We start from the raw sequence: 12,395 nt of genomic DNA, 5'->3' as shown, positions 1-12,395 counted from the left end.
CGGAGCAACATGCATGCAGAACTATAAAAAATTCCTTCTGGCCGCGGCCGTATCGATGGCGTTCAGCGCCACGGCCATGGCAGAAACCTTGAAGATGGGGATCGAAGCGGCTTACCCACCTTTCAACAATAAAGACGCCAGCGGCAACGTCGTCGGCTTCGACAAAGACATCGGCGACGCCCTGTGCGCCAAGATGAAAGTCGAGAAGTGCGAAGTGTATGTGTCCGACTGGGACGGCATTATCCCGGCCCTGAACTCCAAGAAGTTCGACTTCCTGGTGTCCTCACTGTCCATCACCGATGAACGCAAGCAAGCCGTCGACTTCACCGACCCGTACTACTCCAACAAGCTACAGTTCATCGCACCTAAAGCCACTGCGGACTTCAAAACTGACGCCGAGTACCTGAAGGGCAAAGTCATCGGTGCACAGCGTGCAACCCTGGCCGGTACCTATCTGGAAGACAAGCTGCCGGACACCGAAGCCAAGCTGTACGACACCCAGGAAAACGCCTACCTCGACCTGACGTCCGGCCGCCTCGACGGCATCCTCGCCGACAAGTACGTGCAGTACGAATGGCTCAAGAGCAAAGACGGTTCCGCCTACGAGTTCAAGGGCGACCCGGTTGTAGAAAGCGACAAGATCGGTATCGCCGTGCGCAAGGGCGACCCACTGCGCGAGCGCCTGAACAAAGCCCTGGCAGAGATCAAGGCAGACGGCACCTACAAGAAGATCAACGACAAGTACTTCCCGTTCAGCATCGAATGACCTGAACGGTCTGCCCGACGCGCTCACTTGAGCGCGTCGGCTTCCAGCAATGCCTGCCGCGATATGAAAACACCATGAATTTCGATCTCTACGGATTCGGCCCCGCGCTCGCTGCCGGCGCGCTGATGACCGTCAAACTGGCGCTCACGGCGTTATGCCTGGGGCTGGTACTCGGCCTCGCCGGTGCCTTGGCCAAGACTTCACCGTACAAGCCGCTGCAATGGCTGGGCGGTACCTACTCGACAATCGTTCGCGGCGTGCCGGAACTGCTGTGGGTGTTGCTGATTTACTTCGGCACGATCAACGCCATGCGCTCACTGGGTGAGTTGCTCGACATTCCCGACCTGTCCCTCAGCGCCTTCGCCGCCGGCGTCATTGCGCTGGGGCTGTGTTTCGGTGCCTACGCCACCGAAGTACTGCGCGGCGCAATCATCTCCATCCCCAAGGGCCACCGCGAAGCCGGTGTGGCACTGGGCCTGTCGAAGTTCCGGATCTTTACCCGCTTGATCATGCCGCAGATGTGGCGCATCGCCCTGCCGGGGCTGGGCAATCTGTTCCTGATCCTGATGAAGGACACTGCGCTGGTCACGGTCATCGGTCTCGAAGAAATCATGCGCCACGCGCAGATCGCCGTAACCGTCACCAAACAGCCTTTCACCTTCTACCTGGTCGCCGCGTTCATTTACCTGGGCCTGACTTCACTGTCGATGGTGGCTATGCACTTCCTGGAAAAACGCGCCGCCCGCGGCTTCGTGAGGACGACGTAATGGAATGGGAAGTCATCATCAAGTGGCTGCCGAAGTTTATCCAGGGCGCCATCCTGACCCTGGAGCTGGTGAGCATTGCCGTGATCCTCGGTTTGATCCTGGCCATCCCGCTGGGTATCGCGCGCTCATCCAAGCGCTGGTATGTGCGCTCACTGCCCTACGCCTACATCTTTTTCTTCCGTGGCACGCCGCTGCTGGTGCAGTTGTTTCTGGTCTATTACGGCCTGGCCCAATTCGACAGCATCCGCTCAAGCTTCATGTGGAAGTACCTGCGCGACCCGTTCTGGTGTGCCACCGCCACCATGACACTGCACACCGCAGCCTATATCGCCGAGATCCTGCGCGGCGCCATCCAGGCCATTCCACCTGGGGAAATTGAAGCAGCCCGAGCGCTGGGCATGTCCAAGCCCAAAACGCTGTTCTATATCATCCTGCCCCGCGCGGCGCGCATCGGTTTGCCGGCCTATAGCAACGAAGTGATCCTGATGCTCAAGGCCAGTTCACTGGCGAGCACCGTGACCCTGCTGGAACTGACCGGCATGGCCCGCACGATCATTGCGCGCAACTACCTGACGGTGGAAATGTTCTTCACCGCCGGTGTGTTCTACCTATTGATCTCCTTCCTGCTGGTACGCGGCTTCAAACTGCTGGAACGCTGGCTGCGCGTCGATGCCTGCCAGGGACGTTGAAGCGCGCTTCCGGGCACTGGATGCGTTTCTGATCGAGCATCAAGGGCTGTGGCGACCACGGCCCTTTACTCAGCGCCAGTTGCCTTGGGAAAACGAATACCCCGAACTGGCCCAGTGGCTGCGCCAACGCTCGTTGGCCGATGCCGAAGCCAATCACAACCAGCCCCATGATCTGCTCGCCCCCGCACCTTTTCCACAGTTCGCATCCCAGGCGCTGCAACTCAGCACTGTGGATAAGTTACCAACGCAGCCCTTGCAACCCGCCGCGCACCGCCTGAATGTCGATGTGCCCGGCCGCAAATGGCAACAGATCGAAGCCTTCGGCGCGGCGCTGCAGTTTGCGCAAACACCCCGGCATTGGTTGGACTGGTGCGCCGGCAAAGGCCACCTTGGCCGCCGCCTGCTGCACACAGGCCAGCAGCTGACCTGCCTGGAATACGACCCGGCCTTGATCGCTTCGGGCCAAGCCTTGAGCGAGCACCACGGCCTGCCCGTCACCCATCGTCTGCAAGACGTGATGGCGGATGTAGCCATAAGCGCCGAACACACCCCCGTGGCCCTGCATGCCTGCGGCGACCTGCATGTACGCCTGCTGCAAGTGGCCAGCGCCGCCGGCTGCAAGCAACTGGCACTGGCGCCGTGCTGCTATAACCGCATCCAGGGGGATACCTACCAGCCGCTGTCCGACGCGGGCCGCGCTTCCACCTTGCTGTTGTCGCTCGACGACCTCGGCCTGCCCCTCAGCGAAACCGTAACCGCCGGCAAACGCGTGCGCCTGCAACGGGACACCTCCATGGCCCGGCGCCTCGGCTTCGATCAATTGCAACGCCTGTTACGCGGCTGCGACGAGTACCTGCCTACGCCGTCCCTGCCCACACACTGGCTGGACAAACCCTTCGCTGACTACTGCCGCGAACTGGCACGCCTCAAAGGGTTATCCACAGGCGAACAAGACTGGGCGGCGTTGGAGGCCCATGGTTGGCAGCGCTTGGCCGAGGTCAGGAACCTGGAGTTGGTGCGTGGTCTGTTTCGGCGCCCGCTGGAGTTATGGCTGGTGCTGGATCGGGCACTGTTTCTCAGCGAACGTGGCTACAGGGTTGAGGTCGGCAGCTTTTGCGACCCGACGTTAACGCCGCGCAACTTGATGGTGCTCGCCGAGCGCGATTAAAGGGCGAAATTGTCGCACCCCAACCTGTGGATAACTCTGTTGATGAATTCGTTACAGACCCTGTAGCGCTCTACGCTGCGGACCAAAAGCCACGCTGTTCATTTTTTGTTCACACAATAAAACGCACGTAAAACAGGCAGTTGCACTGTGTTGAGAACCGCTCCACAAAATGGCTGTTTCATCACAACTGCATCCAACCGATTGTGCATAAGCATCTGGAGGTAAGCGTATAAACCGCGCTTTAAACGCGTTTTCTGCGAGCGATCAATAACCGGCAAAGGTCGGTGATATCGTCACCGGCCAGGCTCGTCGCCGTGTTGTCCAAAGGGTCCGTAGAAAATGCCAAGCCTTCGCTGATCGCCGGATCACGGTGCACGACTTCCAGCGGGTACTCACCTCGGCGCAACTTGAAGGCGTCGAGCATTTCCAGGTTGAACGTCGAGTTTTCGTCCAGTTGGTTGATCACCAAGTGGCAACGCGGTGGACGCTCACGCTCAAGATGAGGCGCCAGCAACTCATCCAATTGGTCCAGGGTGCCGAGGCAAGCGGCATTCGGTTGGGCGACGACCAGCACGATGTCAGCCACGCTCAGTGCTTGATGGAGATAAACGTTGTCACCTGCGGGGGTATCGACGATGACTGTGTGCCGTTCACTCAGCCCCAATGCCGACAGGCGCTGGGTCAGCCACTTCGGCTCGCGGGTCAACCAGCGTTGCAGGTTTTCCCTTTGCTGGGTGTCGGTGTCGCCAAAGGGAATGACCTGGCAACCGGCAAAACCCGATTGCAGGATGGTCCTCCATGGCGCGTTGAGCAGACTACTGCGACCCACACCGGGTAGCTCATGATCAACACCAAAGTGCTGGCGCAAAGCATTCTGGGGATCCAGGTCCAATGCCACGACCGACTCACCCAGGCGCTGCAAACCGCTGCTCAGTGCCGTGGCCAGCGTACTGCGGCCAACACCACCATTGATGGACACCAGCGCCACTACCGTCGGGCGTAGCGTGGTCAGTGGCTCATTGTGATGATGTTCATTGGCGTGGGACGCATGAGTGCTCATGCGCGAGCCATCTTTATGGTTCACCCGAGTGCCATCGTCGAAGGGAACGCTGCCGAAAAAATGCAGGCGAGCGTTTCTTCCCTTGGGATCACGGGAAACGCTCTTGCCGAACAGGGCAAATAGATCATCAGTGCGGCTCATGGCCGGAGCTCCTTCACGGCGCCATATAAAGACGTGAAAAGGTCGGCAAGGTATGGCTTCGCCGCAGGTCTTTTTGTAGGCGTTCTCATGGCTTCATTCTGTGACAGCGTTAAAGAAGTGTCATTATTTTGATGAAATTACCACCGCCCTTTCAGACGAGCGGAAAACAGCCAATTTACTGACGGACTTTTACTACAATTCACTGGCAGTGATTTCATCGTGCCATTGTTTTTTACCCGCTATCACCGCACCATTGCCGCACCTTCAATGCTGCAAGCTTGGGTAATCGCAGTGGCGATACGCTTTAAATTCCCTCGGATTCTGTACGGCCTCGCCATCACGCTGTTGCTGGGTGGCGGCCTGCTGGGCGATTTGCTCGCCGACTGGGATTTCAGCCAAATCAGCCGCCGCGCCGAGTCGCTTTACGGGCCACTGGGCCCCGGGCGTCAGCGCATTGATGCATGGCAGCAATTGCTGTCAACGCAGAAGCAAGTGGGTGAGGCCGAGCAGCTCAAAGTGGTGAATCTGTTCTTCAACCGCCAGTTGCGCTACGAGGAAGACATCGACCTGTGGCACGAGATTGATTATTGGGCGACCCCTATTCAGTCCCTGTGGAAAGGCGCAGGCGACTGCGAAGACTACGCCATCGCCAAGTACTTCAGCCTGCGTCACTTGGGCGTCCCCGCCGAAAAACTGCGCATTACCTACGTTAAAGCGTTACGCCAGAATCGCGCGCACATGGTGCTGACGTACTATGCCAGCCCCGAAGCCATGCCCTTGGTACTGGACAGCCTGATGGACGCCATTTTGCCCGCCAGCCAGCGCGCGGATTTGCTGCCGGTGTACGCGTTCAACGGTGAAGGGCTGTGGTTGACCGGCGCGGCGGGCAACAAAAAAGTCGGTGACACCAAGCGCCTGTCACGTTGGCAGGATGTCTTGAAAAAAATGACCGCTGAAGGGTTTCCGGCCAGTTCGGATAATTAACAGGAGCTACGATGTCACTGTTCAAACAATTGCTGATCGCTATCTGCGTGTTCCTGGTGGTCGCGTTCAGCGGTAGCTTCTTCGTCAGCCTTGAGAGTTCGCGTACCCAGTACGTCAACCAACTGCGCTCCCACGCCCAGGACGCGGCCACGGCGCTGGCCCTGTCGTTGACGCCGAACATCGATGACCCGGCGATGACCGAACTGATGGTCAGCTCGATCTTTGACAGTGGCTACTACGCAAGCATCCGTGTGGTGGACCTGAGCAATGACCAGGTCCTGGTGGAGCGTGCCGCCGAGCCGGATGCCAGCAGCGTTCCGGCTTGGTTCGTGAAGATGATCGGCCTCGCGCCGGCTGGCGGCGATGCCATTGTCAGCCGTGGCTGGCAGCAGGCGGCGCGGGTTGAGGTGGTCAGTCACCCGATGTTTGCCCTGGCCAAACTCTGGCAAAGCGCGCTCGGCAGCCTGGGTTGGCTGTTGATCTGCGGCGCCGCGAGTGCAGTGCTGGGCGCGCTGTTGCTGCGTCGCCAGCTGAAACCGTTGGACTATATGGTCGAGCAGTCCCACGCCATCGCGCGTCGTGAGTTCCTCAGCTTGCCCGACCTGCCCCGCACCCCGGAATTACGCCGCGTGGTGCAGGCCATGAACCAGATGGTGGAGAAACTCAAGGCGCTGTTCCACGAGCAGACCGAACGCAGCGAGAAGCTGCGGGTGGAGTCCTACCAGGACAGCCTGACCGGCCTGGCCAACCGTCGTTATTTCGAGATGCAGTTGCAATCGAGGGTCAGCAACATGGAGGAGTCCAGTTCAGGCTACCTGCTGATGTTGCGGGTCAACGACCTGGGCGGCCTCAATCAGCGTCTGGGCGGGCAACGCACCGACCAGTTGCTGCAAGCCGTCAGCCAACAACTGGTGCGTACCTGTGCCAAATACCCGGAAACCAATAACCTGATCACCCGCAGCCGGGGTGGCGAGTTCGCCGTGCTCGCGCCAGGCTTGGTGCGCGACGAAGCAGTGCAGTTGGCCCAGGAACTGGAAACCACCTTGCAAAGCCTGCACGAAACCGGCGCCACCGACATGCCCACCGTGGCCCACATCGGCCTGGCCCCTTATAACCCCGGCGACGCCTCGGCAGACCTGCTGATGCTGGCTGACCAAGCGCTCACCCAGGCCGAAGCCAACAGCCTGCAAAGCTGGGTCTGCCTGTCACATCAAACCCTCGACACCGTCAGTGACGACCCGCACAGCTGGCACACCTTGCTCGACAATGCGCTGAGCCAGGGTCGCTTCCGCCTGTTCTTCCAGCCGGTGGTGAGCAGCAGCGATACCCGCCAGGTCCTGCATTACAAAGTGCTGTCGCGCTTGCTCGACAATCAGGACCAGACCATCGCCGCCGGGCATTTCCTACCGTGGCTGGAGCGCTTCGGTTGGACCGCGCGGCTCGACCAGGTAATGCTCGATCTGGTGATCAAACACTTGGGCCAGCACAACCAATCGGTCGCGCTGAACCTGTCGGCGGCTACCCTGAACGATCCGCAAGCCCTGGAGCACATGTTCGAGCGCCTGTCACAACACCCGTTGCTGGGCGAGCGCCTGACCCTGGAAATCGGCGAGGAGCAAGTCCCCGAACAGGCACAACTGGAACGTCTGATCCGGCGCATGCGCGGTCTGGGCTACAGCCTTGGCCTGCAACGCTTCGGCGGGCGCTTCAGCATGATCGGTAACCTCGCGCATCTGGGCCTGGCCTACCTCAAGATCGACGGCAGTTACATCCGCGACATTGACCAGGAAAGCCACAAGCGCTTCTTTATCGAGGCCATCCAGCGAGCGGCCCACAGCATTGATCTGCCGCTGATTGCCGAGCGCGTGGAAACCGAGGGTGAGTTGCGGGTGATCCGCGAGATGGGGATTGAAGGGGTGCAAGGCCAACTGGTCGGTGAACCGGCGCCCTGGAAGTGGAGCACAGAATAATCACGCCTCCTTGACGATTAAGCCGTGAAGGAGGTGCGCGTCAAATCAGGCCAGTTTCATCATCATTGATCAGCTCGCTCAAACCGCCCAGCGCCGCCCGGGCCTGGGTGCGTTCCAGGAACTTGGTCTGCGCCGCCGGCGGCAAGTCGGTGATGCTCATTACGTTCTTGGTGATCAGCACCTGAATCAAGTCGTCCAGTACGCGGATCATCTCAAGGTCACTGCTCTTGAGCTGCTTGAGGCTGGTCTCGATCTCATCGTCGGCAAACCACGCCTGGATCTCGTGATGGTCAGCCGGTAGCGTCTCAGTGGCTTCAGCGAAGGCCTGCGCCTCGACACGCACCAAAGCGTTGTATTGATCGCGTAGCACGTAGAACATCAGCCCTCTCCCAATAAAAAATCCCTGCAGGCGCCGCACACGGCTCCCACAGAGATTACACACATTTCGCCGAAGCGGATGCCATGGGGGCGCCAATCCCTAAAGATTGCCGCCCCCATGGTGATCAGTCGTGGTGCTTGACGGTCAAGTCGCCACCGGCGATCAGGCTATTGATCGCGGCGGAACCCGAGCCCCAACTGGCGCCATCCACTTTGATCGTGACATCAGCCGTGCCGCCACTGGTGCCGGTGAACGACCCGGTGCTGCTCACGCTCAGCGTCGAGTTGCCCGACGAATCGGTGGTCAGCCTCAGGTAGCTCGACAAGTTGGTGTCGTTATTGCCTTGCAGCAGGTCGGACAGGTCCAGCTTGTCGCCTTCACCGTGTTTGAAGTCAGTGATGCGATCAAAGCCACCGTTGGTGTTGGTGTCGCCTTTGAGCCACACAAAGGTATCGGCACCCGCGCCGCCGGTGAGGATGTCGTTGCCCTTGCCGCCCACCAGGATGTCATTGCCTGCGCCGCCGGAGAGCGTGTCGTTACCGCCCTGGCCGAACAGGATGTCATCGCCGGCGTTGCCGATCAGGGTGTCGCCGCCATCGTTGGTGCCGTAGATGTTCGACGCGTTGGCCAAAGCACCGACGTCCTGCACATGCTCAGTGATGTACTGATGCAAGGTGCGGTCGTCGATCTGATCGACCGTGGTCGCCAGCTTCTCGGCAGCGAATGCCTTGAGTGCCGCGCTGCCTTCCTGGCCTTTGTAGCTGATCAGGTCGCCGAAGATGATGTCGTTGCCCGAACCGCCGGAAACGTTGTCGGCACCGGTATCGGCGGTGTGGCCGGTAATGGTGTCCGCCAGCTTCGCGGTGTCGATCGTGCTGACCGTTTTGTCGGTATCGAAGTACTTCTGCAACATGTCCTTGTCGACGCTGCTGCCCAGGCCGATGGCCTGAACCTCAACCCCGCCCTTGACCGCAGTGATCAACGCCGCGTAAGCGTCTTTGGCCGCTTCCAACGGATAGTCGTAGTAGTAGCTGCTGTTGCCGACAGCCCCCGCCACGTCGAAACCACCGCGGCCGTCGGACACGACATAACCTTCAAAGGTCTTGGTGCCGGACGAGTTGTACGAATAGACCTTGCCTTCGCTGTCAACGATGACCTGGGTCTTGCCGTAGATCGTTGCGGTGACCTCAGTGGACTGGCCCAGGGTGTAGTTTTTGCTATTGACCTTGCTGTCGAAGTAAACCGTATCGCCGTAGCGGCTGGTCGCCCCAAGAGTAGGGTTGTTGTACGTGTAGTTGTAGACGTTCGGCGCACCGTCGGTAATGAAGTACGTCAGGTTCTTCGCACTGGCGTTGCTGGTCGCTTCAGAGCTCTTGAACCAGGCCGTCGCAGTGTTGAAGGCGTCCTGGTAGTTGGTCACGTCAGTCGAGTTGGAGCTCATGTTGTTCAACACAGCCTGCAACGCATCCTTGGCAGCCGCCTGGTCAGCCAGGTTGACCGACACTTGCGATTCGACCTTGGTATCGAAGTCCACCAGCAACACTTTCACCACACCCGAACCGGTCAACTTGGCGTTGGCGATCAGGGTATCGAAGATGGTCGACAACTGGGACTTGATCGAAGTCATCGCGCTCGAGCCGATACTGCCCGAGGTGTCAACGATGAACGCGATGTTGTAGTTGGTGCCCGGGGTGGTGATGCCACCTTTGTCGCCAATCACGATGTTGTGGGTCGAGGTGGAGCCCAGGTCGATGGTATCCACCGCAGCGCCGCCTTCCGTAACAGGGGTGTAGACCTGAGGCTTGACCGTGATGGTGGTCGTTGCCGCCAACGAACTCAGGCTGTTGCCACCCTCATTGTCAGTCACCGCGACATCAATGGTGCGGTCGCCCAGCGTCGGGTACTTGCTGGTGCTGGAGTACTGGAACGACTCAAGCAGCGTCTTGTAGGTCGCCGCATCCGCCACGCCCGACAGGGTCAGCACGATCTTGCCGCTGACGTCAGTCCCGACGCTGGTCACGGTGATGCCTTTGTAGGTACCACCCACCGCTACCAGACTGGAGCTCAGCACATCGCCCGAACTGGCGTTTTTCAGGGTGATGGTCGCACTTTGCATCTGCGTGCTGTCGACGTCGCCAATGGCCACGCTGCCGGTAATCGCCACACCCGTGGTGCTGCGTTCGGTGTACGCGGTGTTGTAGCCGGTGGCGACAGCGCCGTCAGCCGTGCTCAGGTCCAGGGTTGGGGCGTCGTTGACCGCAGTGATCACGATGCTCACTTTGCCGGTCGTTACCGCCGAAGCGCCAGTGCTCAGCTCCGTGGCCGTGGCTTTCACGGTGAGGTCGAAGCTGGCGGTCGAATCCTTGAGCGGCGTAACGGTCAGGGTTTTCAGGTTCCAGGTGCTGACATCGTAGAGCGTGCCGCTGCCGTTCGACGTGATGCTGTGCCCAGTGGTGCCGTCGGTAATCACGGTGCCGGCTGGCAAGCCGCTGATTTCCACCTTGTGCGACTCCGAGCCGTCGTTGTCGACAAACGTGGTAGTGATCGGGCTGACCTTGATCGCGGTGTCTTCCAGACCACGGTTGTAGACGTAGCCAGTGTAATAACCTTCGCCGTTGACGATATGGCTATCGCCGAGCACCGCACCGGCGGCTTTCAACGCGTCCACGCTGGTGTAGGTCTGCAGGCCGCTGTTGCCCAGGGACATCGACACGCCGTTGTTGATCGACACATTGACGTCGTAGTTGCCCGCGCCTGCCTGGTTGTAGTGGTAGATATCCAGGGTGTAGTAGCCCGACTCGGTCGGGGTGTAGCTCGACCCGGTAATCGCGCTGCCCTTGCTCCACGTCTCGGTGGCAACCAACTTGCCGCCCACGGTGATTGCCAGGCTGTCGTCGGCCGTACCAGTGAAGGTGTAGCTCTTGCCGGCTTCCAGGTAAATCAGGCCGGAGACTTTGGTCGCGGTACCGTCTGCCACATTGCTGTTGCTGACGCTGCTGGTCACGCCGGTGGTGACGGCGCTGGCAGCGGTCTTGGCGTCGATCACACGGATCAGATCGCTGGAATTGACCACACCGTTACCGTTGGTCCCCAGATCAGTGCGCAGAGTGCCGCCAGTCCAGGTTTGAATGACCAAGCCTGTAGGAACAGCGCCGAACGCGCCAACCGTCACAACCGGCACATCCGCCACCGGGTGGATATCCACGGTGATGACCTTGGTGTCGCTGTAGGAATTGCCGTCGGTAGCCTGGAATTTCAGCTGGGTGTAATCGGTCTGCTTGTTGCCCACACCTGTGGCCGCGAAGGTGTTGTCACCCGATTCGTTGGCTGCCGGGGTGTAACGCACGTTGTGGCCGTCGAAGTCCGCCTGGCTGAACGACTTACCGGCAGAGGTATCGGTTTTCAGATCAGTCGCGCTGAGTTTGACCCACGCGCCGTTGGAGTAGTACTCGATGGAACCGGCAGGCAGGCTGGTGAACACCACTTTCGGGTTTGTGGAGTCCTCATCGCTAACGCCGAAGGTCGCCCAGGTCAATTCGATCGGGGTGTCTTCGTCGCCCTGGATGTAGCCGTTGCTGGCGATCGGAGTGTCGTCGACCAACGTCACGGTCGGCTGACCAGTGCTGTGTGAGTTGGCGCCGTCAGCGTCAGTGACGGTCAGGTCAATCTTCGGCAACTGATGACCGGAGTTGACGAAGTCCGCGCCCTTCTGCGTCAGCACAACGTTGGTGCCGGACAGGCTGTAATAGCCATCCGAATTGGTGCCGGTGGTGAAGGTGATCTTCAGTTGGGCGACCGGTGTTTCTTCGTCGCTTGCCGAGAAAGTACCGGCCACGGTGCCAACTTTGGCGGTGTTCTCCACGATGGTAGCCGCAGCCACGGTGATAACCGGGATGTCGTTGACCAAAGTAACGACCGGCTGAGCATCGCTATGCGAAGTGGCGTTGTCGGCGTCGGTGACGGTCAGGTCAATTTTCGGCAACTGGTTGCCGGCGTTGACGAAGTCCGCACCCTTCTGCGTCAGCACAACGTTGGTACCGGACAGGGTGTAGTAACCCTGAGTATTGGTGCCGGTGGTGAAATCAACTTTCAGGCTGGCCGTCGGGGTTTCTTCGTCAGTTGCTACGAAGCTACCGGCGATGGTGCCGACTTTGGCGCTGTTCTCGACAATGGTGGTAGCAGCCACGGTGATAACCGGGATGTCGTTGACCAAAGTAACGACCGGCTGAGCATCGCTGTGCGAAGTGGCGTTGTCGGCGTCGGTGACGGTCAGGTCAATTTTCGGCAGTTGATTACCGGCGTTGACGAAGTCCGCACCCTTCTGCGTCAGCACAACGTTAGTGCCAGACAGGGTGTAGTAACCCTGAGTATTGGTGCCGGTGGTGAAATCAACTTTCAGGCTGGCCGTCGGGGTTTCTTCGTCAGTTGCTACGAAGCTACCGGCGATGGTGCCGACTTTGGCGCTGTTCTC

Annotated in this window: 9 protein-coding genes; 6 read left to right on the top strand and 3 right to left on the bottom strand. The window is 59.7% G+C overall.

What is annotated here, in order from left to right; translation table 11 throughout:
* The first annotated feature begins 13 nt into the window (after positions 1-13).
* From BW43_RS05805 to BW43_RS05820, 4 genes are all read left to right on the top strand, one after another.
* Positions 14-766 (top strand): ABC transporter substrate-binding protein, encoded by a 753-nt coding sequence (locus BW43_RS05805; RefSeq protein ID WP_032890096.1) that lies wholly within the window; start codon positions 14-16, stop codon positions 764-766.
* 74 nt (positions 767-840) lie between these two features.
* The gene (locus BW43_RS05810; protein WP_032890094.1) at positions 841-1,533 is read left to right on the top strand and encodes an ABC transporter permease; all 693 of its coding nucleotides are present in this window, start codon (positions 841-843) and stop codon (positions 1,531-1,533) included.
* Entirely contained in the window at positions 1,533-2,222 is a 690-nt protein-coding gene (locus BW43_RS05815) for an ABC transporter permease (protein WP_032890091.1), read from the top strand. The genes BW43_RS05810 and BW43_RS05815 overlap by 1 nt, the downstream gene beginning before the upstream one ends.
* Positions 2,203-3,390, top strand: coding sequence for a methyltransferase (locus BW43_RS05820; protein ID WP_032890089.1), 1,188 nt, complete (start codon positions 2,203-2,205; stop codon positions 3,388-3,390). Before BW43_RS05815 ends, BW43_RS05820 begins: the two co-directional genes overlap by 20 nt.
* Before the next feature lie 241 nt (positions 3,391-3,631).
* Here BW43_RS05820 and bcsQ read toward each other — a convergent pair whose 3' ends face one another.
* Complete coding sequence (gene bcsQ / locus BW43_RS05825) at positions 3,632-4,591, bottom strand: cellulose biosynthesis protein BcsQ (RefSeq protein ID WP_032890087.1); 960 nt, start codon at positions 4,589-4,591, stop codon at positions 3,632-3,634.
* A gap of 267 nt (positions 4,592-4,858) precedes the next feature.
* On the opposite strand from bcsQ, the gene lapG reads away from it, so the two are divergent.
* A complete protein-coding gene (gene lapG, locus BW43_RS05830; protein WP_032890085.1) occupies positions 4,859-5,575 on the top strand; it encodes a cysteine protease LapG in 717 nt (238 codons plus the stop codon).
* Positions 5,576-5,586: 11 nt separating this feature from the next.
* Positions 5,587-7,545 (top strand): cyclic di-GMP receptor LapD, encoded by a 1,959-nt coding sequence (gene lapD, locus BW43_RS05835; protein ID WP_032890083.1) that lies wholly within the window; start codon positions 5,587-5,589, stop codon positions 7,543-7,545.
* Positions 7,546-7,585: 40 nt separating this feature from the next.
* On the opposite strand, the gene BW43_RS05840 is transcribed toward lapD, so the two are convergent.
* Complete coding sequence (locus BW43_RS05840) at positions 7,586-7,924, bottom strand: hypothetical protein (protein WP_032890080.1); 339 nt, start codon at positions 7,922-7,924, stop codon at positions 7,586-7,588.
* Positions 7,925-8,048: 124 nt separating this feature from the next.
* Positions 8,049-12,395 (bottom strand): S-layer family protein (locus BW43_RS05845; RefSeq protein WP_032890077.1); only part of this gene is annotated, 4,347 nt, incomplete at its 5' end.

Origin of the sequence: Pseudomonas sp. RIT357 (genome assembly GCF_000632245.1) — a bacterium.
In the GTDB taxonomy this organism is placed as follows: Bacteria; Pseudomonadota; Gammaproteobacteria; order Pseudomonadales; family Pseudomonadaceae; genus Aquipseudomonas; species Aquipseudomonas sivasensis.
The sequence above is the reverse complement of the archived record's forward strand: the minus strand, read 5'-3'. Positions and strand labels throughout refer to the sequence as shown.

Bases quoted from the DNA above. Each gene is read 5' to 3' on its own strand.
- BW43_RS05805 (WP_032890096.1), top strand. From the start codon at position 14: ATGCAGAACTATAAAAAATTCCTTCTGGCCGCGGCCGTATCGATGGCG.
- BW43_RS05810 (WP_032890094.1), top strand. From the start codon at position 841: ATGAATTTCGATCTCTACGGATTCGGCCCCGCGCTCGCTGCCGGCGCG.
- BW43_RS05815 (WP_032890091.1), top strand. From the start codon at position 1,533: ATGGAATGGGAAGTCATCATCAAGTGGCTGCCGAAGTTTATCCAGGGC.
- BW43_RS05820 (WP_032890089.1), top strand. From the start codon at position 2,203: ATGCCTGCCAGGGACGTTGAAGCGCGCTTCCGGGCACTGGATGCGTTT.
- bcsQ (WP_032890087.1), bottom strand. From the start codon at position 4,591: ATGAGCCGCACTGATGATCTATTTGCCCTGTTCGGCAAGAGCGTTTCC.
- lapG (WP_032890085.1), top strand. From the start codon at position 4,859: ATGCTGCAAGCTTGGGTAATCGCAGTGGCGATACGCTTTAAATTCCCT.
- lapD (WP_032890083.1), top strand. From the start codon at position 5,587: ATGTCACTGTTCAAACAATTGCTGATCGCTATCTGCGTGTTCCTGGTG.
- BW43_RS05840 (WP_032890080.1), bottom strand. From the start codon at position 7,924: ATGTTCTACGTGCTACGCGATCAATACAACGCTTTGGTGCGTGTCGAG.